Annotated in this window: 31 protein-coding genes and 1 tRNA gene; 13 read left to right on the top strand and 19 right to left on the bottom strand. The window is 35.6% G+C overall.

Features of this window, described 5'->3' with window-relative positions; all coding sequences use genetic code 11:
- Positions 1–5: 5 nt before the first annotated feature.
- Complete coding sequence (locus EV07_RS06125) at positions 6–1,235, bottom strand: SpoIID/LytB domain-containing protein (RefSeq protein ID WP_052043766.1); 1,230 nt, start codon at positions 1,233–1,235, stop codon at positions 6–8.
- A gap of 158 nt (positions 1,236–1,393) precedes the next feature.
- On the opposite strand from EV07_RS06125, the gene rnz reads away from it, so the two are divergent.
- Both rnz and EV07_RS06115 read left to right on the top strand, forming a co-directional pair.
- The gene (rnz, locus tag EV07_RS06120) at positions 1,394–2,365 is read left to right on the top strand and encodes a ribonuclease Z (protein ID WP_036918477.1); all 972 of its coding nucleotides are present in this window, start codon (positions 1,394–1,396) and stop codon (positions 2,363–2,365) included.
- A 57-nt stretch (positions 2,366–2,422) separates the two neighbouring features.
- On the top strand, positions 2,423–2,977 hold the full coding sequence (locus EV07_RS06115; protein ID WP_036918467.1) for a pentapeptide repeat-containing protein: 555 nt from the start codon (positions 2,423–2,425) through the stop codon (positions 2,975–2,977).
- A gap of 78 nt (positions 2,978–3,055) precedes the next feature.
- On the opposite strand, the gene EV07_RS06110 is transcribed toward EV07_RS06115, so the two are convergent.
- The 5 genes from EV07_RS06110 to serA all read right to left on the bottom strand — a co-directional run bounded on the left by EV07_RS06110 (position 3,056) and on the right by serA (position 6,940).
- Entirely contained in the window at positions 3,056–3,250 is a 195-nt protein-coding gene (locus EV07_RS06110; RefSeq protein ID WP_036918466.1) for a hypothetical protein, read from the bottom strand.
- Positions 3,251–3,437: 187 nt separating this feature from the next.
- Complete coding sequence (locus EV07_RS06105; RefSeq protein ID WP_052043767.1) at positions 3,438–3,803, bottom strand: hypothetical protein; 366 nt, start codon at positions 3,801–3,803, stop codon at positions 3,438–3,440.
- Between the two features lie 144 nt (positions 3,804–3,947).
- A complete protein-coding gene (locus tag EV07_RS06100; protein WP_036918460.1) occupies positions 3,948–4,247 on the bottom strand; it encodes a ferredoxin in 300 nt (99 codons plus the stop codon).
- A gap of 166 nt (positions 4,248–4,413) precedes the next feature.
- Complete coding sequence (gene prmA, locus EV07_RS06095; RefSeq protein ID WP_052043768.1) at positions 4,414–5,328, bottom strand: 50S ribosomal protein L11 methyltransferase; 915 nt, start codon at positions 5,326–5,328, stop codon at positions 4,414–4,416.
- A gap of 25 nt (positions 5,329–5,353) precedes the next feature.
- Positions 5,354–6,940, bottom strand: coding sequence for a phosphoglycerate dehydrogenase (gene serA / locus EV07_RS06090; RefSeq protein ID WP_036918455.1), 1,587 nt, complete (start codon positions 6,938–6,940; stop codon positions 5,354–5,356).
- Between the two features lie 100 nt (positions 6,941–7,040).
- Here serA and EV07_RS06085 point away from each other — a divergent pair, with 100 nt between their 5' ends.
- The 5 genes from EV07_RS06085 (at position 7,041) to EV07_RS06065 (ending at position 10,422) form a co-directional block, all read left to right on the top strand.
- Positions 7,041–7,604, top strand: a complete 564-nt coding sequence (locus tag EV07_RS06085) for a hypothetical protein (RefSeq protein WP_036918452.1) — start codon at positions 7,041–7,043, stop codon at positions 7,602–7,604.
- Positions 7,601–8,392: a photosystem II S4 domain protein gene (locus EV07_RS06080; RefSeq protein ID WP_036918450.1), complete on the top strand. Its 792-nt coding sequence runs from the start codon at positions 7,601–7,603 to the stop codon at positions 8,390–8,392. The genes EV07_RS06085 and EV07_RS06080 overlap by 4 nt, the downstream gene beginning before the upstream one ends.
- A 78-nt stretch (positions 8,393–8,470) precedes the next feature.
- Positions 8,471–8,542, top strand: a tRNA-Val gene (locus tag EV07_RS06075).
- A gap of 6 nt (positions 8,543–8,548) precedes the next feature.
- On the top strand, positions 8,549–9,952 hold the full coding sequence (murD, locus tag EV07_RS06070) for a UDP-N-acetylmuramoyl-L-alanine--D-glutamate ligase (RefSeq protein ID WP_036918781.1): 1,404 nt from the start codon (positions 8,549–8,551) through the stop codon (positions 9,950–9,952).
- Between the two features lie 161 nt (positions 9,953–10,113).
- Entirely contained in the window at positions 10,114–10,422 is a 309-nt protein-coding gene (locus EV07_RS06065; RefSeq protein WP_036918441.1) for a hypothetical protein, read from the top strand.
- A gap of 32 nt (positions 10,423–10,454) precedes the next feature.
- Here EV07_RS06065 and EV07_RS06060 read toward each other — a convergent pair whose 3' ends face one another.
- The gene (locus EV07_RS06060) at positions 10,455–10,868 is read right to left on the bottom strand and encodes a DUF1499 domain-containing protein (RefSeq protein WP_342626387.1); all 414 of its coding nucleotides are present in this window, start codon (positions 10,866–10,868) and stop codon (positions 10,455–10,457) included.
- A 470-nt stretch (positions 10,869–11,338) separates the two neighbouring features.
- On the opposite strand from EV07_RS06060, the gene EV07_RS09665 reads away from it, so the two are divergent.
- Positions 11,339–11,506, top strand: coding sequence for a hypothetical protein (locus EV07_RS09665; protein WP_152557483.1), 168 nt, complete (start codon positions 11,339–11,341; stop codon positions 11,504–11,506).
- Between the two features lie 65 nt (positions 11,507–11,571).
- Here the strand turns inward: EV07_RS09665 and EV07_RS09905 are convergent, their stop codons facing one another.
- Positions 11,572–11,718: a hypothetical protein gene (locus tag EV07_RS09905; RefSeq protein ID WP_193742674.1), complete on the bottom strand. Its 147-nt coding sequence runs from the start codon at positions 11,716–11,718 to the stop codon at positions 11,572–11,574.
- Positions 11,719–11,993: 275 nt separating this feature from the next.
- Here EV07_RS09905 and EV07_RS06050 point away from each other — a divergent pair, with 275 nt between their 5' ends.
- The gene (locus tag EV07_RS06050; protein WP_036918437.1) at positions 11,994–12,284 is read left to right on the top strand and encodes a SemiSWEET transporter; all 291 of its coding nucleotides are present in this window, start codon (positions 11,994–11,996) and stop codon (positions 12,282–12,284) included.
- 160 nt (positions 12,285–12,444) lie between these two features.
- Here EV07_RS06050 and EV07_RS06045 read toward each other — a convergent pair whose 3' ends face one another.
- The 9 genes from EV07_RS06045 to EV07_RS06005 form a co-directional block, all read right to left on the bottom strand.
- Complete coding sequence (locus EV07_RS06045) at positions 12,445–13,092, bottom strand: class I SAM-dependent methyltransferase (protein WP_036918434.1); 648 nt, start codon at positions 13,090–13,092, stop codon at positions 12,445–12,447.
- Positions 13,093–13,187: 95 nt separating this feature from the next.
- Positions 13,188–13,685 (bottom strand): hypothetical protein, encoded by a 498-nt coding sequence (locus EV07_RS06040; RefSeq protein WP_036918432.1) that lies wholly within the window; start codon positions 13,683–13,685, stop codon positions 13,188–13,190.
- Between the two features lie 43 nt (positions 13,686–13,728).
- Complete coding sequence (locus EV07_RS10125) at positions 13,729–13,851, bottom strand: hypothetical protein (RefSeq protein ID WP_275040922.1); 123 nt, start codon at positions 13,849–13,851, stop codon at positions 13,729–13,731.
- 321 nt (positions 13,852–14,172) lie between these two features.
- Positions 14,173–15,270, bottom strand: coding sequence for a chlorophyll a/b binding light-harvesting protein (locus EV07_RS06030; protein ID WP_036918428.1), 1,098 nt, complete (start codon positions 15,268–15,270; stop codon positions 14,173–14,175).
- A 680-nt stretch (positions 15,271–15,950) separates the two neighbouring features.
- Positions 15,951–16,676: a type 1 glutamine amidotransferase gene (locus EV07_RS06025; protein WP_036918426.1), complete on the bottom strand. Its 726-nt coding sequence runs from the start codon at positions 16,674–16,676 to the stop codon at positions 15,951–15,953.
- Between the two features lie 96 nt (positions 16,677–16,772).
- Entirely contained in the window at positions 16,773–18,104 is a 1,332-nt protein-coding gene (locus EV07_RS06020) for a sodium-dependent transporter (protein ID WP_036918424.1), read from the bottom strand.
- 150 nt (positions 18,105–18,254) lie between these two features.
- Positions 18,255–18,545, bottom strand: a complete 291-nt coding sequence (locus EV07_RS06015) for a DUF1330 domain-containing protein (RefSeq protein WP_036918422.1) — start codon at positions 18,543–18,545, stop codon at positions 18,255–18,257.
- Positions 18,546–18,731: 186 nt separating this feature from the next.
- Complete coding sequence (locus tag EV07_RS06010; protein WP_152557485.1) at positions 18,732–18,899, bottom strand: hypothetical protein; 168 nt, start codon at positions 18,897–18,899, stop codon at positions 18,732–18,734.
- Positions 18,900–19,322: 423 nt separating this feature from the next.
- Positions 19,323–19,853, bottom strand: coding sequence for a DUF1643 domain-containing protein (locus EV07_RS06005; RefSeq protein WP_036918418.1), 531 nt, complete (start codon positions 19,851–19,853; stop codon positions 19,323–19,325).
- Positions 19,854–19,967: 114 nt separating this feature from the next.
- Between EV07_RS06005 and EV07_RS06000 the strand changes: the two genes are divergently transcribed.
- The 4 genes from EV07_RS06000 to EV07_RS09900 all read left to right on the top strand — a co-directional run bounded on the left by EV07_RS06000 (position 19,968) and on the right by EV07_RS09900 (position 21,275).
- Positions 19,968–20,399 carry a DUF1824 family protein gene (locus tag EV07_RS06000; protein ID WP_052043769.1) on the top strand — a complete coding sequence of 144 codons (432 nt, stop codon included), beginning with the start codon at positions 19,968–19,970 and terminating at the stop codon, positions 20,397–20,399.
- 58 nt (positions 20,400–20,457) lie between these two features.
- Positions 20,458–20,640, top strand: a complete 183-nt coding sequence (locus tag EV07_RS05995) for a hypothetical protein (protein WP_036918414.1) — start codon at positions 20,458–20,460, stop codon at positions 20,638–20,640.
- 120 nt (positions 20,641–20,760) lie between these two features.
- A complete protein-coding gene (locus tag EV07_RS05990) occupies positions 20,761–20,964 on the top strand; it encodes a hypothetical protein (protein WP_036918411.1) in 204 nt (67 codons plus the stop codon).
- 158 nt (positions 20,965–21,122) lie between these two features.
- Positions 21,123–21,275 (top strand): hypothetical protein, encoded by a 153-nt coding sequence (locus EV07_RS09900; RefSeq protein ID WP_193742675.1) that lies wholly within the window; start codon positions 21,123–21,125, stop codon positions 21,273–21,275.
- 124 nt (positions 21,276–21,399) lie between these two features.
- Here the strand turns inward: EV07_RS09900 and EV07_RS05985 are convergent, their stop codons facing one another.
- Complete coding sequence (locus EV07_RS05985; protein ID WP_036918409.1) at positions 21,400–21,978, bottom strand: hypothetical protein; 579 nt, start codon at positions 21,976–21,978, stop codon at positions 21,400–21,402.
- An 85-nt stretch (positions 21,979–22,063) separates the two neighbouring features.
- Positions 22,064–22,460, bottom strand: a 397-nt coding sequence (locus tag EV07_RS09895) for a hypothetical protein (RefSeq protein ID WP_036918406.1), incomplete at its 5' end; no start/stop codon positions are given.

Raw genomic sequence — 22,460 nt, 5'->3', positions numbered from 1 at the left:
TAATATTAAGTAAAAGGCCTGATGTAGATATTCTTATAAAAATGATAGAGTATTTTTCTATGACTATAACCGTCTTCGGCCATCTTTTTTGCACCCCATTGGCTCATTCCTACTCCATGACCAGCGCCAGAACCTTTTATTAAAAGATACTGATTTCTACTTATCTTTGGCAATGGAATTAAGGGTATATAATTAATATTTGAAACTGGTTTTAAGGAGGGGTTCTTCTTAGTTATTTTTGTGTCAATTGTTTTTAAGTAAAGGTAAGGATCTTTTGCATTTTCATAGGAAGCATTAACTCTAGAAGGTAACATTTTGAAGTTAGCTAGACTACTTTTTAATCCTAGAAGTTGTCTAATTTCTTTCCCAGAAATAACTTTTGTTCCTTTAGGACCATATAATTTTACTGTTGAAATTCTTTTAGTATCTGTTCGATTTAAGACACGAATAGTGTTAATACCTCCTAACGAAAGATAAAGATTCTTAAGTTGTTTGGCATCAATCTTCTTTTCCCATCTATTAGCCGGACTTTCTTTGTCAAAGCTATTAACACTTCTTAAATAGGGTCTATATTTCCCCCAAACTGAAGTACTTGATTCTGTTTTTCCGCCAGAACTACTGTGAAATACTGCATCAATTAACTTCCCTTTATGAAGCATTACCAATGATTTAGTTGAATTTACAGCTTGGTTTACCCGTGGTGATTCAGCTTCGAGTCCTAAATAAACCTGATTAGAAATATTTGAAGCAAGATCATAGTCAATGTTTTTATTCAATTGGTTTAGAGCATATGTTCTTGAAGCTATAGATTGAGCTTTTAATGTTTCTAGAGGCCACTCTTTTGGGACCTCACTCCCCACTACACTTTTCAGGTATTTCTCCAGAGGTAAATGATTTACTACTTTGATGCTTTTACCTTTATTTAAAAGTCTTAATTGACCGCTATATCTTCTTTTGCCTAGCCACATCCCTCTAGGATCCCTTGTCCTGATAATTATTTGCTGATTGTTAGATCTGTTAATTGGTTTTGAGGTGCCTCCATTTATGGAATATTTTATTTGGCCCTTTACAATTCGAAGTCTTAAGGATTTAACTTTTATTCTGCTCGAGTTAATTCCTGCAACAAGAATTGGCCTTGATGTATCAGCTCTAATATAAATTTCTTTGGATTCATTTACTAATACACGGATTATAGGTTCTCTAGTAGCTAATGTTTTTCCATTAAACAAAATCAAAATACAAGGAATTCCTGATAAGAATCTCGTTAGAAATATTTGAAATGACAAATTTCTCATAACTTAACCAACTAAGAATATAATTGGATTTAAAAGCAGTTTCTTAAAAAATCACCAGAATCTAAAAACAACATCATCTTTAGTTAAATCTTAAAATTTTGCAGATTACATTTCTAGGAACAAGTTCAGGAGTGCCTACAAGAAGTAGGAATGTATCTGCAGTGGCTTTAAGGCTTCCTCAGCGCTCGGAAATATGGTTGTTTGATTGTGGGGAAGGAACACAACATCAGTTAATTCGTAGTGAATTGAGAACTTCTCAACTTACAAAAATATTTATCACACATATGCATGGAGACCATGTTTATGGCTTGCCAGGACTTTTGGCAAGTTTAGGTTTAGCAGGTAACAGTACTGGCGTTGAACTTTATGGCCCAAATCCTTTGAAGAGTTTTCTTGAAGGTGTCTTCAAAGCTAGTTCCAGCAGGGTTTCTTATCCAATGCAAATTCATTCAATAGAAAAGCTTGCAGAGGAAAATAAGATAATTTACGAAGACAATGAATTTATTGTTAGGTCTTCTCCTTTAGTCCATAGGGTTCCATCATTTGCCTACAGAGTTGATCAAAAACCAAAGCCTGGACGTTTTAATATAAGTAAAGCTAAGGGATTGGGTATTCCGCCTGGCCCTGTATACGCTGAACTCCAAGAAGGTAAGACGGTTAGACTAAATGATGGAAGGACTTTCGAAGGAAAAGATTTTTGTGGACCAAAACGGCTCGGAACAAGTTTTGTTTACTGTACTGATACTGTTTTTGCGGAGTCGGCCATAAGACTTGCTAAAGGAGCGGATTTATTAATTCATGAAGCAACTTTTGCTCATAATGATTCCCAATTGGCTTATGAAAGACAACACTCGACTTCAACCATGGCTGCTCAAATCGCCTCAGCAGCGAATGTTGGGCAGCTTGTTTTAACGCATCTAAGCCCAAGATATGCTCCTGGAAATAAACTTTCTCCCAATAATCTGTTAACTGAAGCAAAAGCGATTTTCCCAAACACCCTTTTAGCAAAGGATTTTCTTCAAATTGAAATACAAAAGCCTGCAACAGTTCGTGATACCTCAGCGCAGTAAACCCACATCATGAAAGAATGTGTGTAGCGGTTGTTCCGTAAGTCTTTGGTGTCCTCAATGGCCTCTCTTATTTCTTCCCTGAAAAGATCCCTCTCAAAATTACTGATCCTATTACCAGTAATTGTCGGACTCATCGTAAGTCCTTTAGCAGTAGATGCTTTATATCCAAGTGATCCATCCTCTGTGGATACTCTAGATACGAGTCTTCATGGACAAAATCTACAAAACACTGAATATGTCAAATATGACCTTTCAGGTAGAGATCTTGGCGACGCAGATTTAAGCGGCTCATATTTCAGCGTCTCTAATCTGGAGAAGGCAGATCTTCGAGGAGCAAATATGCAAAATATAATTGCATATGCAACTCGATTCGATAATGCTGACCTTTCAAATGCAAACTTCAGTGGTGCAGAGCTGTTAAAAAGCCGTTTTGATGGAACAGTAATTGATGGTACGAATTTCACGAATGCTGTCCTTGACTTGCCTCAGGTGAAAGCATTATGTGAAAGGGCTACTGGTCAAACTGCTGAAAGCCTTCAGTGTAGTGACCTTAATCAAAGCTATGTTCCAGCTTCTGAAGAACAGAATAAGTTCAACCCTGGCATAGGCTAAAAAAAATTAGCTAAAAAAAAAAGGGCCTTTAAGGCCCTTTTTTTTTAGCTATAAATAGCAACTCCTAACTTAAGAATGCTAAGGAGCTGTGATGTAGTAAAAAGCAGCGGCAGCGGCACCTATTGCAAACATAGGCACTCCAACAAGGAGGTGAGAAGTTCCGAAGCCTAAACCTTTAGAACGCATAATGTAGTAACCAACGCCAGCCGCTCCTGCAGCCAAAGGAATAGCTGTATGCAAAAGCGCTGCAACTGCGTGATAATCGAAGTTCATTCTTAAATTTGAGCTTATTAAAGAGTATCTCAGTAATTGTTGTTAAGAGTGGCCTGCAAGCCCAATGCTGCTTTATATCTTCATCATCATTTATTTTCTTAACCCAAGATGCAAAATCTAAAAAGCTTTTAAAGCCTTAGTTTTTAAGTAAATACAAGTTTTTTTAAAGAAAATGCTGAAATGAAATTTATTCAGAAGGATAAATATTAGATGCTTGTTTCGATTTTGGATGCCTGCTGTACCACCACTCTTGCATAGTCTCTTCAAATCGAGATGAAAAAAAAGTGAGTATTGTTGGAGTTGCCTTAAATCCAGGTTGGATAATATCTACTGAATATGAAGGACAGCGTCTAGCAGCAATATCAGGGACGAAACGACTTCCAATCCTTCTCCAACTAGGTTGCTTGCTTTTGTTGATACCATAAGCTTTTTTGAAGGCCAAGCTACAAGAAGGCCAAGGCAGATCTTCTCTATCAAAAAGTCTGCAACATGGTCCTATGACACGATAACTAAAATGGCCCCCCTCACTAGCATGTACGCTGCCATGCTCCATGATATTGTCTTCTTTTTCGTTAGATAATGAGTAGGTTCCCACGAATAAAAATTTAGTTAAAAAAATCAGCCACCTATAGAGGGTGACTGATTAAGAGCTTATTCGCAAGTATCAAACTAATTATTTGAAAAAAACAGTTAGTTTTTAGTACAACTCTTCCTCAGCGTGAGTTGTAATGGTTACATCAGAGGTAGGGTAAGCAACACAAGTCAACACAAAGCCTGCCTCAAGTTGATCATCATCTAAGAAACTTTGATCAGATTGATCTACGGTCCCAGCGGTGATTTTGCCAGCACAGGTTGAACAAGCACCTGCTCTGCAAGAATAAGGAAGGTCGATACCCTGCTCTTCCGCAGCATCAAGAATGTACTGATCGTCAGGTACTTCAATGGTTTGATTTAAACCTTCACTTTCGCTAACGAGGGTGACTTTGTAAGAAGCCATGGGATATCAAAAAAGGGAAACTATGGGATTGGAGGTAAAAATTATCACCTCAAGATGAATCCTTTTTACACTGTATTGGGTCAAATGTGGCCTTTAATTGTTATAAATAACAATCAATCCAATATAAACGCAGTTATACATAAGATAAACTTATGAGTCCTTGCGGTTAGCTGGCCTTTCTGCATAGGTGGATTAATGACCATTCGTCACATCGGTAAGAGGCGAGAAGACCCCATCCCAATATAGAGAGAAAGCTAGTTAGATCAGCAACTTGATGAACTAATAAACCACTTAAGAGAAGATGGCTTTTATCTGAGCCGATAAGGTCAAATTTAGGAGCAAGGTCTTTAATAACATGAGCCAGGGTATTGCAAATAATCAAATCAGCTTTGTTGTTTTTTAACTGCATTTTTAAAACATCAAGAGAGCCTAAAGAAACTGCTAATTGCGTTTGATTTAAATCATTTAATAAAGCATTTTCAGAGGTTGCTTTTACAGCTGAAAGATCAATGTCTACAGCATTAACTTCTTTAGCACCAAGGCGGAGTGCTGCTATCCCTAGAATTCCACTTCCACAACCTATATCTGCGACTCTAATTCCTTTAAGAGGAAAGCTTTCAAGTGCTTCCAAGCATAAACGAGTGGTTTGATGACTACCTGTTCCGAAGGCACTCCCTGGGTCAAGTTTTAGGACTGTTCGATTAGAATATTGGGCAGGCAAATCAAGCCAGGATGGCAAGATTAAAATCTTTTCACCTATTGGATTAGGAGCCCAGTATTTCTTCCAGATTGAGCTCCAATCCTTATTAGAAACTTTTTCCCATTTAATAGAAAATTGTTCGCCTGGATAACTTTTTGACAAACAATGTAAATCAATTTGTAATCCATCGCGATCATTTTTTGACCATTCATCAGAGGGAAGCCATGCACTAAGAGTTTGACGAAAAGAATTTTTTATTGAAAGCTCTATTGCGTAATTATTTATACCCAAACCATTCAATTGTGATATCAAGCTTTCCTCTAATTCATGAAAGAAGGTTATTTCTATTTTCCACCAAAAAAAAATTGAAGAATCTACCACTTGATTAATATTAATTTAGGTAGATTTACAAAGTAAGTGAATGAGCCTGATTAATCCCTTTTACATCAAGAATCGAAATAAGGAGCTCAGATGGTATGGGATCATCCACACTTAAAACCATTACAGCTTCTCCTCTTACTATTTTTCGACCAACTTGCATAGCTGCGATATTTACATTATGAGTGCCAAGTAATGAGCCAAGCTTGCCAATAATACCTGGCATATCACGATGTCTAGTAAAAAGCATATGTCTGCTTGGGGAGACATTTACAGGGAATTCATCGATGCTTGAAAGTCTTAAATCACCATCTGCAAGAACTGTACCCGTAAGGCTATGAGCACCATTGTCGGTAACAGCAGTTAGTTGAAGAGATCCTCCTGGGAAATCAGGGCTAGCTTCATCTTTGAGTTCATCAACATTTATTCCTCTGCCTTGAGCTTCTAAGGAGGCATTAACATAGTTGATTCTGTCGCCCAAGGCACTGGAAAGTAAGCCTTTTAGGCTTGCTACTACTAAGGGTTGTGAAGGATGTTGGGCAAATTCCCCTTTTAAACGAACTTCGATTTTCTGAACCTGACCACCTGAAAGTTGACTTAGCAATAAACCAAGCGTCTCTGCAAGTTGCAAATGAGGTTTAAGGCTATCCATTATTTCTGCTGAAAGGCCAGGAATATTTACTGCACTTCTAGCTGGGAGTCCTAAGAGAACATCTCTAATTTGTTCTGCAACGTCAATAGCTACATTCTCTTGGGCCTCTACGGTTGAAGCTCCTAAATGTGGAGTGAGAATAAGGTTGCTTTTAATACTTAGGAGTGGGGAGCTAATATCTAATGGTTCTTTTGCATAAACATCTAAAGCTGCACCAGCAATAATATTTGAGTTCAATGCATTTGCCAGAGCAGATTCATCAATAATTCCACCTCTAGCACAATTAACTAATCTCGCATTTTGTTTCATAGTTGAGAGTAATTTCATGTCAACGAGATTTTCCGTTTCAGGAGTTCTAGGCAAATGAAGAGTAATGAAATCAGCCTTTTCAAAAAGTTCTTCTATCGAACTAAGTTGTACTTGCATTTGGAGAGCCCTTTCTGCAGAAACAAAAGGGTCAAATGCAATGACATTCATTCCCATCGCATTGGCAACTTTTGCAACATGGGAACCTATTTTGCCAAGCCCCATTACACCTAAAACTTTTTTATAAAGTTCATTGCCAACAAACTTTTTCCTATCCCAATTTCCAGCGATTGTGCTCGAATGTGCTTGTGGAATATGCCTGGAAAGCGCTAATAGTAATGCAAGTGCATGTTCAGCTGCGGCAATAGTATTACCACCAGGCGAGTTGACAACTATTACTCCTCTCTTGGTTGCTGCTTTTACATCAACGTTATCTACTCCTACACCAGCTCTTCCAATGATTCGAAGATTTTCTGCTGAATCTATTATTTCAGCGGTAACTTGAGTACCTGAGCGGATCATTAAGGCGTCATAATCGCCTATGATTTGCTTGAGTTGGTCTTCGGAAAGGCCTACTCGTTGATCAACTTGAGATACTTGACTGAGGATGTTGATCCCTGATTGGTCAACATGGTCTGAAACAAGAACTTTTGTCATTTAAGGCGAAACTATGCCTGAATAGACTTTAATGAGCAAAATGTTTTTGATCAGTTTTCCATAACACAGGTCAGAATTTAAACAATTGAGGAGCATTCTCATGGCGATTTGCATATTGGTACTTGAACATGAAAAAACAGTATATGAATTCTGGGAAAAGTTAAATTCTAGTTCTACTACAATCTCCAACTTTCAAGTCATAGAGCCAAAAACAGATAAAACAGATAGCTTGAGAACAACAGAAGTAAGGGTTTCAAAAGATCACCCTCCTAAAGTCAAAATAAATGAGTTGGAAATGTTTAACCCTGATCTGTCTAGGAAAGATAGGCAAAAGAAAATGTCACTATGGCTTATGCCTTTTGGCTTTATAGCAGGATTAACTTTTGCAGGAATGACAAACTTAGAAACCTTTTCTGCATTTGGATTTAGCCGAGCCACCCAAACCTTCCTGGGAGGCCTTCTGGGGATGGTTTCTGGCTGGATAGGCAGTTTTTTTGGAGCAAGAAGTGTTAATACATCTCAGGAGGATCTCAAGGCGCTTTTCAAGCGAAATGAGCAAGGATTTTGGCTGATTCTTATGGAAACACCGTTTGAGATAGAATTGCCCTGGCAACTTATAAAGGAAATAGATCCAATTGAAACAATTAATCTTAGTTTAATTTGAAACTTTCCAGAAAAAAATTACTTAAAGGCTGTATCTATAAAAAAGAGATAGACCAACTTTTGACTATTGTAGAAAGAGTTTTCATTACATGGGAATCATTTTGGACACCTTTTATCCCAGCTCCAGTAAGGGATGAAGCAATCAAAATATTTGAAGGAATTGCTGATATAAATTTTTATAGTAATGGTGGTTATCCAAATGCTGAACGCCAAAGAATTTTAATTAAGAGAGATAGTATTGAAGATATTTTAGATCTAAAGCAATTACCTATAGGTGCAATCAAAATAGAAGGTAATTTTTTATTTGATAAAACTAGTCCTGAAGATTTTCAAAATGCATTGCTTAAAGTGTTAGGAATTGAATACGGCTCAATCGGAGATATATGGATAACTGGGGATAGAGGTGCTCAAGCAATCTGTACATCAGAGGCCTTGCAATCTCTTTATAATTGTAAAGGTTTCATAAGAGATGTAGAAGTTACATTTAAAGCTTTAGATCTTTCAGAATTGAGATTGCCTTCATATAGCAATACCAGAAAGATCATCTCTGTAGAGGCTTCTAAAAGATTAGATGCTATTGCCTCGGCAGGTTTTGGTTTCTCAAGAGCTAGGATTGTAAAGCAAATAAAAGAAGGGAAAATAAGACTTAATTGGCAACCTATAAATAGCGTTAGCAGACCAATCTCTATAGGTGACAGAATTCAAATGGAAGGGAGGGGGAGTATAGAAATACTCGACCTTAATCTGACTAAGAAAGAACGTTGGAGAGTGGAGTTAATAAAAAAATAAATTATCTAGAAGCCTTTACTGCTACCTTGGCTAAAAAGAACCCTAAGTTAGGACTAAACTTCTTGTCGGTTTTTCTTCGGGCGATTAGCTCAGAGGTAGAGCACTACCTTGACACGGTAGGAGTCACTGGTTCGATTCCAGTATCGCCCATTTCCTGTGAACAGATTTGATCATCCCAATAAAGCAACACTCATAATAGGCTTGGGAAGCTCTGGGATGGCAGTTGCAAAACTGCTAAATAATAAAGGTCAAAAAGTTATTGTTTTGGAAAAGTCTCAGCAAAAAACTTTAATTAAATTAGCTAAGGATTTAGAAGATAAGGGAATCAGAGTAGAACTTGGGAAACCTCTTGCAATAAGCAGCTTTAAACCATGGTTGCCTTATATTGATTTGGTAATAACTAGTCCTGGGATTCCTTGGGATAACCCTACGCTTAATTTTCTAAGAGAAAAAGGAATAAGGGTTAAATCAGAAATTTCAATAGCTTGGCAATACCTTAAAAATATTCCTTGGGTTGGGATAACAGGTACTAATGGCAAAACAACAGTTACCCATTTGCTTAATCATGTTTTAAACCAGAGCTTTATAAACTCTCGCCTGGGAGGGAATGTTGGGAAGGCCGCATGTGAACTTGCAATAGAATTAGACAAATCACCTGAACAAAAAACAAAATGGTTGATAATGGAGTTAAGCAGTTATCAAATAGAGACTGCTCCTGAAATTTCACCTCAAATAGGAATATGGACAACTTTGACTCCAGATCATCTTGAAAGGCACGGATCAATCGAAAATTACATCAGGATCAAACGTCAATTAATAGAAAATTCTTCGGTACGAATTTATAATGCTGATGATGAATACTTAAGGAATAATAAGTCAACATTGCCAGATGGAATATGGGTTAGTACTAGTAATCCAAGCTTAAACAAAGATATCAATCCCATAGATTTTTGGATAGACTCAGACGGTAAAGTCTCAGAAAGAGGACAACCTTTATTTGACTCATCTGTTCTAAATATCTGTGGAGAACATAATCTGCAAAACTTATTATTAGTTACAGCTGCAGCACGAGAAATAGGTGTTTCGTCAAAACAAATTGAGAAAGCTATAAGTAGTTTCCAAGGTATAGAACACAGGTTTCAAAAGGTATATTCAAGTAAGAACTTAGATATTTTTAATGATAGTAAAGCTACAAATTTTGATTCATCATCAATTGCTCTAAAATCAGTTATAGGACCAGCTATACTTATTGCAGGCGGTCAATTAAAAAAAGGTGACCCCACTCAATGGATAAAAAATATTCAGCAGAAAGTCTCCACAGTTATTCTTTTTGGAGAAAGTAAAGAAAAATTAAGAAAATTATTAATAAGCAATGGTTTTATAGGTAAAGTTTATAGCGTAAAAACGCTAAATGAAGCAGTTGAAATATCATCTGAAATCTATTTAAAGAGAGCAATTAAAACCATTTTACTCTCACCTGCTTGTGCTAGCTTCGACTTATACAATAACTTTGAGGAGCGGGGAAATCACTTTCAAGAATTAATAAAGAAGCATTTCTAAAATAAAACCCTTTGAGAAAACTTTTATATGATTTGAAGAGAGCTTAGGCTCGAAATTTAATTATAAATAAGAGGTTAATAGCATGGCGGTGATTACACCAGTCTAGAACTATTAACTTTCAGTTTATAGGATATATTGAGATAAAAATCTAGGTGGTTGTCATGAGCGAAATCCTTCCTGTCCCAGAATCGATAAGCTACAAAAAACTAAATAGTTTGCTAACAGATGCAAAACCAGACTTAACTGGGTCTTCATCTTATTGCCAGGGATCTATAGATAAGGAAGAGTCGTTTCAACGTTTAGTTGTTAATTGGTCTTCAGCGAGCAAAGACTTACTAGATAGTCTTGGTGAATTTGAAAATTCTATAGTTAAATCAAAAGGCTCTAGAAGTCTTTTAGCGCTTGGGGCTATGGAAGCGCATATAAAAATGGCCTTGCAAGCCTTAAAAGCATCAGAAAAAGAAGATTAAAGAATCATACTTAGGAGAATTCCTAAGTTCACCTAGATAGATTTTTGTAGTTCTGAATATAAGTCTTTAATTCTCTTTTGATTTACACCAAGATCTCCTACGCCTATCCTGGAGGCTGATTTCACCTGAATTATCTTTTTAGAAGGGATTTTTAGAATCTCTAAATCATCTGGGAATCTAAATACAAAGCTTCTTACCACGCCATGCCAATAGTTCTGATTACTTTCTATTTTAGTGACTCTAGGTAATGAAGAGGCAATATTTACTAGGGCATCAAAAGATTCATTTAAATTAGAGAAAGACCACTCAACACGTATACAATTAGTTTTGATAAGGCAATCTGATAAATTACCTGAGCTGTCTAAAGCCATTGCTGAGTTTGATCCTATTAATAGTATTATAATTATTTGTAGGAGAACAAGTAATCGACTCCCTTTAATGTTCATGAGTTAAACTATATTTGTTGGGATAGCAATGCAAAATCATAGGAAGGATTGACAAAATACTTTATTTTTATTATAAAGAGACATGATTAATCCAAAGAAGAGACCTGCTAAAAGGTTATTAGACTCTATTATCTTTGAAGAAATAGACCATAGACTTTCATGTGGTTGGCATGTGGAAATAGAGGATAGCGGACAAAGAAAAAGGTACTTAAGGCAGATTAATCATAAGACTCAATCTGAATCAGGCTTAATAAGGTCCTTCTCCAGTTAATTTTTTTATAGAATAAAAACATGTTTTAACTGTCTTTAGAAACACTATTTACAGAACTCTTAGAATTTTTGAAATTTAATAATACAAAGTTCTTTTGAAAGCTCTAATTGTTCCATCTAGTATTAAGGAACAGAAAGCAACTCTTAAGATTTTCATGAGTCATAAGAGTCTTCCGAGATATCCTTTATGAATTTCCCCTATGGACCCTTTTGACCCTGCTATTCATTATGGACCAAATGATGCTGGTGTATCAGCATTCTCAATCGCACTTGTTGTTGTTGGGCTCTTATTAGGTTCATGGGCATTTGGAGCCCTTTATGGGATTATTTCTAATTTTTTCAAAGGCAACCAGAACGATGAAGAATAAAAGGAATCTTCAAGAGCTAGGCTTTTAGGATTTATATAAGGCTTAATTAGAAGCTGTCAAAAAGTTCAATTCTGTTTTAAATGTACTTCTAAGCACTCTGTAACGCATTCATTGTCTTTCTCGTCTATACCGCAAGAAGCAATACACTCAAAGTAGGAATCTATAGAATCTTTCTCTTCAGCAATAGTCAAGATGTCTTTTGAGATAGGCATTAAAATATTTAAATCTAGGTAATTAGTTTTAGCATAATATATCTATGTTATTGCAAAATAATTAAAATAGATAAAGTACCTAAGCAATAACTACTAATGTGATGGGATATAGCTTCATTCCCATGGCAAGAGGAAAGTAGCCTAAAGAGAATTTAATTTGTAATCACTATGAGAGGTAAAGCTAGTAGACTAAAGATCTGTAAATAATATATATTAATATTTCAGCAATCTTTTTAGCCGCCAAAAATTATTCATTCCTTAAGGAGTTATTTCTGATGAACATTGACTCTATAGATTTACTTGGTTTAGTTGCGGGAACACTTACAACAGTTGCATTCGTCCCTCAACTACTAAAAGTATGGAATTCAAAGTCAGCTAAGGATATCTCATATGTTATGTTTATTATGTTTATATTCGGAATAGTGCTTTGGGAGGTTTATGGATGGGAGATACATTCTTTTCCTGTTATTTTATTTAATGTTATAACATTCGTATTAGGATTAGCGATATTGGTCCTTAAATTTATTTTTGATAAAAATGAAACACCTGAAAAAAGTAATCTATAATTGATTAAAATCAGCCTGCTACTATATGATTCTTTGTGGGATTATTATTTATATTAATACAAATGAGGTAAAATATATTGAGCAATATTCTTCTGAATTTAAGATGGGTTTTGCTAAGAACTTATAATTACTATAAATCACATTCTTTATAAATAAGATCTTAGATATTTGATGCTAAGACTGAGAAGAAAGGATCCCCATGTCCCATTAAAAAAGACAATGCGCCTTCTCTTTTTGTTGACTCGTAAATGTACTCTGGCTCAGGCCAACCCTGAGCAGATAAGACATTTTTAATATAATTAATATGATCAAAATCTGAGCCTTCGGTCCATACTTTTGGAGCTTTGCTCCAAAAAGCTCTATTAGAAAAAGAAATTATCAATTGCCCTTGATCTCTTATTACGCGCCTTAGCTCTAGCGCTAAGTTTTCGGGATACTGTAAATACTGCCATGCGGCAACCATTAAACAAACATCAATTGAGTCATCATCTAACGGTAAATTCTGATTGCTATTTAAATCCTGAACCCAATGGGAATCTAAGCGCTTATTTTTTTCCAGTTCAATTAAGTTAAGGCCATGACCAATGACTTTTTTGTATTTAATTTCTTTTGGGAGATGGCTTACCCAACTAGACATTAGATCTAAAATTATGCATGATGATTTGATCTTTTCTCTATACAAAGCAGTAAGTCTTTGCCGAAATGCCTCATCTAAGTGATGAACAAATCTTGGTTGAGAATAAAATATCGAATCATCTGTATTGTCATCTTTACTCCTTTGATAATCACTCAATAATTGAACACTCATGAAAATATCTGAGTAAAAGAAGGCTTGGAAACTATAACTAAAATAAAGAGAACTTAACCTTAAATCTTCATCCCATGATGATTAATATGATTTTTTTAATGAAAGCCAAACCTTCTTTGCCTTAAGTTATTTATAAAAGAGCCTGTGAACTCATATAGATGATTTTTTTTTCTTTTTATTGTTATTCCATATGGATTTGTGAAAATCACCAATAATATTCTTAAAAATCTAAGCCTATTAGTCTTAGATTTTCTTTGAAATTCTGAAATTGATATACTTGATAGTTGCTTGATAGTTGCTTCATTAAAGAAGCCATTGCATGAAAATAATTCAATTATTTCATTTCTTTTACTAATGGAAATTGTATCTAGTAAAACTTTCATCCCACGAATTGAATCATTGTCACCATTTATTATTTCCCTGCTAATACTTTGAAATAGACTCTCCCATTTGTAAGGCTCTTCTTTAAATAGATAAACTGCTTTGCTATCTGTATTTGCAATTAAAAGCCTTTCTCTTTCATCTTCATCTGTTTGTTCTGATAACCAATAATTATATAAAGGCGAAATCGTTTTTATCTCTGATAAATCCATTCAAAGAGTCAATGAAGGAAACTGCAAAATGACTTGTCGGAACCTAAGCATTTGATTTCTTCATAACTATTGAGGCTTCCTTGATCAACTCACGCATTCCTAGGGCGACAAACCATACTAAAGTCAAGCCAATAAGAGTTGGGAAGTAGTTTGTGAGATAAGTCATCTGTTTATCCTCCTTAGGATTTTGATGAGGGCACAAATGCGGTAAAAAGATAGCCCCCGAAGCCTTATGTGAGTATTTACTGCAAATGGAAGTAAATATCTTGACAGGCTCTTTTCTTTCTATATCAATATGACTTGTCTGTCTATAAGAGTAATAACTCAAGCATTTATACATAGTCATCCCAGATGAATGAAATGAGTCGTCACCTTTAATAAATAATTTGATAGGCGAAAAAAAACCCCGTCTAAATTGACGGGGTTTAAAGAAATCTAGTTTATAGAAGTTTAATATAAAACAACCATAAACTAAATTGTAGATTTTTTAATCAGCCAAAGTGATCTTCTGGCTATCTAAGTTTGCCACTGCATTTGTAACTCTTTTAAAGTCAAAGCCAAGTGCACGAATTGCGTGCCATAAGTGACCTTGAATAAAGAAGAATCCTAAGTAGTAATGAACATTAGTTAGCCAAGCACGTGAAGTATGGCCAGTTACAACTCCATCCATATTGCCTGTATCTATCCAGTAAGGAGAGATGCCAAACTTAAGTGCTAGAGGCTCACCATACCAAGCTTCTGGATAGACAGTTGTATTGGTAGCACACCAAAATGCAGCAATAATGGCCATCCAGCCAATACCAGCTAATGACCAAGAAAGAACTGCTTCAGCAGAAAGAACATTCTTCCCTTTGAACTCTGTGTATTCACCAAGAAGTCCAGAACCCATTTTTGTGGCTATGTGATGAGCTCCTCCAAGAATCTCAGCAAAAGCTAAGAAAGCATGGCCACCCATTACATCTTCAAGACTATCAATAGTTAGGAAGTCAAATTGATGGTTCCATATAGCGTTCAAGTTTAGGTTGTATTCAACCTGGCGAACAGCACCTATTGCAGGATCATAAATACCATGCCATTTAGCCCATTCAACAAACCATATGCAAGCCACACCAAAGAAAATTAAATGGTGGCCTAAGATAAATGTCTGATTGTCGGGATTGTCCCATTCAAGCTTGTACCTCGCAGCTTGGCGATGCTCTGGACGATCATCAGCAAATAAACCAGAGGAGTTCTGAGTATCTGGACTAAAGACTCTTGAATGTAAGAGTCCTGCAAGTGCGTAAACAAATGAGCAGATAAGATGGAAAATACCAATAAAGGCAACATCTTGACCTGTCCAAACTCCTGCTTGGTCAAAACCAATACCTATAGAAGCCAAATGAGGAATGCTTACCATCCCTTGATGACCCATTGGGATTTCTGGGTTGTAGCGAGCAAGCTCCCATAGGGTGTTTGCTCCTGCTGTAAATGCAATTAATCCTGTATGCGCAACATGCGAGCCTATAAATCGACTTGACTTGTTGGTTACTACAGAGTTACCAACCCACCACCCATAGGTGGGGTCTGGATTTCCATAGGTTTGCATAGGTAAGAAAAGTATTTTAAAAACTTCTCAGAGATTACAGTCATTTTGCTGCTGAAGGGAAAGTCGTTAAACATCCGTAAAAAAGATGAATAATTAAGGCCTTACATTGAAAAGGTTTAAGGGTTTTTAAGAGTCAAGAAATAAAGAGAAATCAGATAAGAAACCTTGATTTATTTAGTTAAATTCGGCCAGATATTCTTTTGGTGATAGGGCGTTTCGCGAAATGAAAAATTTTCTTCTAACAAAGTAGGCACCTTGAAATTGGATTGAATAAGTCGTCCCCTGGCAAATGCTCACCAAATCATGAAGTAACGCAGTCTCTGGAATTTGGAGAATGTTTTTTGATATTCAACTTTAATCTGCTTGGAGAATCAAGAATTTTCGTCGTTGGAATTTTTGAAGATTGAAACCTAAGCTAATTTTTGCCTGAAGATCGGAGGTTTTTATATGAGGAAAACAGCTTTGGAAAATTGTTTGCCTAAAAGATCAATACTCTTTGAGCCTTCAAATATGATTGCTTCTAAGAAATTTGGATATTAAAAAGCTGATAAAAATCAAGATTGCTAGCCAAGATTACATGCTTAAATTTTTCTGAGGTTTTAAATATCTGATAATAAATTAATATCTAATTATCTTGTAAAAGATTTTTATAAGATCAAACTCATTATATCCCAAGATATTTATATTAATAAATTATATAATTTATTAATAAACTTTATACGGCTATTTAAAGTTTTCTCGTAAAATAATTCTTGCTGAGTTTTTAAGATCTTGATAGCATTTTCTCCTAATGCAGACTTGACAAATGTTTCATCCTTTGAAACCCATTTGGCAAACATTACTTCTGTAACTTCAACATGAAATTGAATACCGTATGCAAAGTCATTGATGCTAAACAATTGCTCTTTGCAAGCTAAGCTACTTGCAATCAATTCAGCTCTAGGGGGTAATAATATCCTGTCACCATGCCAATGAAGTACATCCAAGCTGTTGTTTGAAAATATATTTAATGGGTGATTCTTATTGTTAAAGTAAATTGATCCCCAACCAACTTCTGGTTTTTTGTTATTAATCGGACCTCTTCGTATAGCTTCAATATCTCCACCGCCGGCATATGCTAGAAGTTGTGCTCCTAAGCAAACACCTATTACTCTAAAATTATTTTTCAATGCAAGTCTTAGAAGATTGACAACTTTTGAAAGCCAATGGTATTTGGAAGTATTGATATCTTTAACACCCATAGGCCCTCCCATTACCAATAAAATATCCTCTTCAAATATTTCTGGAATGGTTGCATTAAGATCCATTCTGCAAGTAATTACTTCAAGATTAAGCTTAAGAGCAAGTTCAGCATACAAACCTGCACTTTCTCGATCAACATGTTGAATAACAATTAAACGCTTCATGATAAACTAAGCTTCTTTTAATTATCTAAAAAAAACTTTTGGGTTTAATTTATAAAATTATAAAAAGAAACTTAATTAAACCAACCTTTGAAAATGTTAGCCAAACCAGTTTTGGAAAAGATCAATCACACTTACTATTAAACCAAAAGCAATTACAGGTGGAGAAACCCAACGGAGCATAAATTTAAGGTATTTGCGAACTCTTTGGTCTGAATTGCAACCAGCAAGGTCCTCATCAAACATCCTGGGCACTACCCATCCAAGGAATATAGATAGTAAGAAGCCTCCTAAAATAAGCAAAACACCACCAAAAATACTGTCCATTTTTTCTAAAATATTTAAATTCAATGCTGAAGGAATCCCTAGAAGAAATATTAAGGATGTAGCAACAAAAACAGCTTTTGATCGTTTCCAGCCCAGCCTATCCATTATTGATGAAACAGGCACTTCCAATAAAGAAATAGATGAAGTGATGGCTGCAATATATGCAAGTGCAAAGAATAAAACAGCTACGATTCTACCTGTTAAACCTAAAGTACCTAATCCAGTAGGTAAAGAAATAAATAATGCTCCTACAGTAGATTCATTAACAACTTCTTTAAGGCCAAAACTCATAACGATTGGGAAAGTTATAAGTCCAGCCAATAAGCCTACAGCCGTATCTATAGAAGCAACTGAAAGGGCTTCTTTTGGTAATTGATTCCGTTTATCTAAGTATGAGGAATAAGCAACCATAATTCCTATCCCTAAACTTAAAGAAAAGAAAGCTTGTGTAAAAGCATTCCTTATAGTTGAAGGATTAAAGAATTCAGAAGTATCAATTTTAAAAAGAAAAGTTCTATACCCTTCCCATGTCCCTGACAAAGTTGTTGCCCATAGAGCAAGAATTATTAATAAAGCAAATAGGATAGGAACCCCCCAGCGACTAAGTCGTTCTATGCCTCCTCTAATTCCAGCTGATACTACAATTGCCGTCAAAATCAAGCTAAGAAGTTGCCCTAAAATCACACTACTGCCAGAGCTAATTGAACCAAAAAATGCTTGAGCATCTGACATGTTGGCTGGCAAGCCAAAGAAAAGAGAGTGTAAGAATGTATCTAATGTCCATCCCATTAAGACGGCATAGAACGAACCAATCCCCAATGGAGCAATAACAAAAAGCCATCCCATGAACCCCCATCTACTGCCGGCTGCTTTTACAGGGGCAATAAGAGGGCTGCTTCCTGTGCTTCTACCGAGAACCATCTCTGCAACAAGTACAGGTAGGCAAACTACTAGAACGATCAATATATAAAGAAACAAGAAAGCCGCACCGCCACCTTGAGAAGCCCTATAGGCAAAGCCCCAGAGATTGCCTAAACCAACTGCACTGCCAGCGGCTGCAAGGACAAACCCACTTCTTGAGCGCCATTGTTCGCGAATCTCCATGGAAAATAAGAGGTGTAATTTCTAATACTCAATTATGAAAAAAAGATCAACAATCAACAGAAATAGTTAGTTCTTGTAGGAATTCCCTGAAGTGTTTTTGACCATTTTATTTATAGGCCTCTTTTTAATATTTAAAAATTTTCAATTGATTTAATTCCCCCAAATAGATAAAAATAAATCTGATTCCAGCCTATGAAAGCTGATGTACTCCTGGAAAATAGTCGATTCAAAGGCTTTTTTGGCAGCCAATTTAGATTCAAACTCTACAATGACCCCTAATTGGCCTCCATCCCATTCATTCAAATCTGAATTTTGATTAATATCTTTTGCTATAACGACTCCGCCAACAGATAGAAGCCAAGGAATTACAGTTTGGATGTATTCAATAAATAAATCAGTGCTTTCAATAGTTACTTGTTTGATCCAGTAGCCTTTTGACACAGAACATTAAGGAATTTGGAAGAAGTATCGCACATCATGAGGCCCAGGCTTTGTAACACCAGCCATGGGAATAATTTCTTCTCGCATAAGAACTGTTGTTTTTAGATTAGTTGAAATTAAAAATTTTTAACTAAAAATAAATTCAAACCTTCTATTTAGAAAGCTCCCTTTGATAAAAGATCAATCTTAATATTTCTCCCTTCTTCTTAATGCTTGGTTAACTTTCCCTGCTATAAAAGGGATATGAGTGGAATACTTCTTAAGTTGAATTCGTTCCTCAAGGGTTACCAACTCCCCTTTTGCAAGTCGATCAATTATTTCTTCGATTCTGCGTCGAGTTTCTGTTGTCAGCATGCGAATAGTCATTAAATTTGATAGCTAGATTTTTAAAATGATTAATTGTGAATAAGGTCAAAAATAATGAATAAAGTCTTCATAACAATAGGATGCCTCAAATTATCCATTAAGCAATCAAGCGCTAAGAAAATGAAAATTTTCAACCACGTCTACTTATGATAGTTTTATCATTTAACCTAAACGTATTTTCATTCAATGTCAGACAACAAAGGGAAGGAATTGGCAACCGTTTCCGTATACCTCAATACAGGGATAGTCGCAGGGCTTTTTGGTATAGGCTTTGTCGTGGCAGCTTTGGTTTTTGGCGTGCTTACTTTGGTTATCCGCTAGCAAGGGTGCTAACCGTTTAAGGTCTCTTAAGGGACTAAGTGCTTCGATCTCTTTGTAGAAAAAATAACTACTGTCGTTTGACTAATGAACCTAGCAAAAAGGTCTTAAAATTTCTTTCTTCGCTACATATAAAGGGTGTCGAGGATATCCTCCTTTTGTTCTTCCAAGGGAAAGTGGTTTTGATGCATAGGGGTATTTTTCATGCCTTTTACTGTAGAACTTTTTAATAACTCCTAAGACATCAATATCTCTATTCATAAACCTTCCATTTACTCCCCAACCAAGCCATAAATCAGAATAAAGATTTTCTGACCAAGACCTCATTCTCTTTTTCAACTCTAAATCATTACCTTCTCCAATAGGGTCCTTGCATGTCTTAAGAAGTACGGGGTTTTTGCTGACTCTTGCAAATAAGTTGATTACTTCAAGAGATCCATACCCCCAGATGCTAGTAAAATCTAATAATCTTGATAAAGTGGCATCGTTGTAAATAGAATTGGCAGTAGAGGGATTTAATCCAATAAATATAATTTCCCTAGAAGATTTACTTATTCTTTTAGTCAATCTAAGCCTATATTTTTTGCAAATACTGAATGAAGCAGTTGACTTAATGATCTTCATGAAAACAAACTCAAAAAGTAATTTTTAACGTAGTATTAATAATTATTATCAATATAACTAATGAATATAATTCATATCAGATAGTATGAGCAAAATACTTATAAGAATAAATATATGATTAATTCATTGAATGATCTAAGAAAGATAAACTCAGCGCCAGTCTTAAATTCAAGGCAAGAAAAGAAATTGTACGATGAACTCCTAATCCACATTGATGAAACGGATTGGTTTACCGTTGGAATAATGGCTCCATCAGCAAACTTAGCTATAAGTGTTTTAAAAGAAATAGAAAGCCATTTTGGTTGGCCTCCAATGAAAGTGGCATCGAAACCAAATGGTAATGGCCCTGTCTTTTTAAAAGCCAATCAACACACCGGTGATATTCACGTTCGCATTGAATATGGTTTAGGAGAAGGAGTTCTTATAGGATGTCAATTTCATTCTGAGGAAAAATCTTCAGCAACAATTGGTCCTTTGCCTTTAAACTTTTTCAAAGTTAAAAATCATGAGGAAGCTAATCCGTTAATGTCTAATAAGCCTGAATAATAAAAGTATCTATTCACTCGGACTTAAGGCTAAATTCAAGTGGAATTATAAAAATTAAATGCAATTACTAGCATCCGTAGGCCCTTTCGGAATATCTCCATCTGCTGATCAGCTTATTGTTATCAATCTTGCTGCAATACTTGTAGCGACAACTTTTAACGCTCCTCAGAAAGCTATTAAATGGGGAGGAGTTGTAATAGCAGTAGTGACTTCTACTTGTGCTATTTGGTGCAATCATTAACAGCCAGGGAGAAGTCGCTTCTATTATTAAAGAACTTTGAGCGACTGGATTGCTAATAGAACCAAAAATTGAGTATTTATTTCAGTTGGTTTTATACACTCAAGCAAGCAATCCTAAGGTATGGCATTTTATTCTTACTATTTAGCTCTGGCTCAAGTTTGGAAGCCTTCCGAAGGGTTTATCCATTGGCTGCTTATTTTTGGAGCCTTTTTACTTGCAGGCGTGGCACTTTCTATTTTTACTTTTTACGAGGATTGTTATTGGGGAGATAAGGATTACAGGAAATTTTTAAAAGAAGGGAAAAAATCATCTGCTAAAGGTTAGGGTAAAAGTCTTTTCATTGACCAAACCATCTCATTGCTATCAATTCTTCCAAGTTGTATAGAATTATCCCCTGCTACTAAAAAGTATTGTGAAGAAAAGAATTGGTAATGAAGTAAAAAGAAGTTATCTTAAGTTAGCTAGTAATGAAGAGGTTTTTCATGTCTGATTCGCTAACAGTAAAAATCAAAAGATGGGTAAAAGAAACAATGAAGGCAATGGGAGATGCTCTTTTGTCGGAAAAAAGCAAAACATTACCCCCTGAAAGTGGAGAGCAGCCTTTTAAAGATACCCCTAAAAAAGGTCTTTTTTAAGGAAAACTAGATAATCAAGGATTGGGATCTTTTCTTTGATTATGGGTTGCAAAATTATTTAATAGATTAAATGCTTCAAATAAAGAAAATAGATTCTTATTAGATCCACTTGAATTCCATAATATTAACTATGATTTGGTTGGAATAAGTCTGTTGCAGTAATTAGCTTTCTCTTAGTCGAAGAGTTGTTTTCAATAGTTTGTTTATTAGCACTATTTGTATCTTTTGTCGAAGGCATCTCTTTTCTTTGTTCAATAGTTTCTGACTTAGATGATATAGAACCTTCATCAACTGTCTTTTTCTTAATAGCAATTGATTGAGATGCCCCAACTTCCTCGTTAATTACTTTTTGTTCAACTTTAATTGGAATAGGCTTGAATTCAAAAATGTCTTTCATCTGATTAAAACCACCTTTTGATAAGGCAACTGGTGCAAAAGCAAACATTGTTGCTAAAAAAATAACGAAAAATATTACTGTGATCATCTGTATTATTGGCTGCCAGAAAACAGATGCTTTTACAAACTGATCAAATTCGTCTGAAGACTTGTCTTGAGATTTGACGGATCCCCATTGCAAAAAAATATTTTCAGTTAACCAACCTTTGTTTGCAGAACGGTATGGAGATTCGGATTTTGCGAAATCGACAAGTTCTTTAATTCTCTCATCTATCACTGGATTGATCCTTGAATCTAAATTGAACACTATTCAAGCACCCAATTGCTCATTGAATTCATTTGATAAATAATCAGCTATAGAAAAAGGTTGATTTGAAGTAATTCTTTTTAAGTTAACTTATAAAAAAAGCCAATGCTGCCATTAAGACTGCTGAAGCAACAACCCCAAGTGAAACAAGTCCAAGAATTTTGCCAGTGTCTACATATATAGAAACCTTTAAAAACTCTTGCTTTTCCTTTCTCTTTCGCTCTGAAACTGTAATAGATGATTTCGCTTGGGCAGTTTGATTCCGTAAGGCAGGTTGTTTTGTTGCAGCAGCTTTCTTCTCTGCAGCGGCTTTCTTCTCTGCAGCGGCTTTTCTATCTGCAGCAGCTTTCTTCTCTGCAGCGGCTTTCTTCTCTGCAGCGGCTTTTCTATCTGCAGCAGCTTTCTTCTCTGCAGCGGCTTTCTTTTCTGCAGCAGCTTGTCTATCTGCAGCAGCTTTCTTTTCAGCAGCAGCTTGTCTATCT

It is taken from the genome of Prochlorococcus sp. MIT 0603 (assembly GCF_000760215.1).
GTDB lineage: Bacteria > Cyanobacteriota > Cyanobacteriia > PCC-6307 > Cyanobiaceae > Prochlorococcus_E.
Note: the sequence above shows the minus strand (reverse complement) of the source record. Positions and strands in the feature narration are given on the sequence as shown.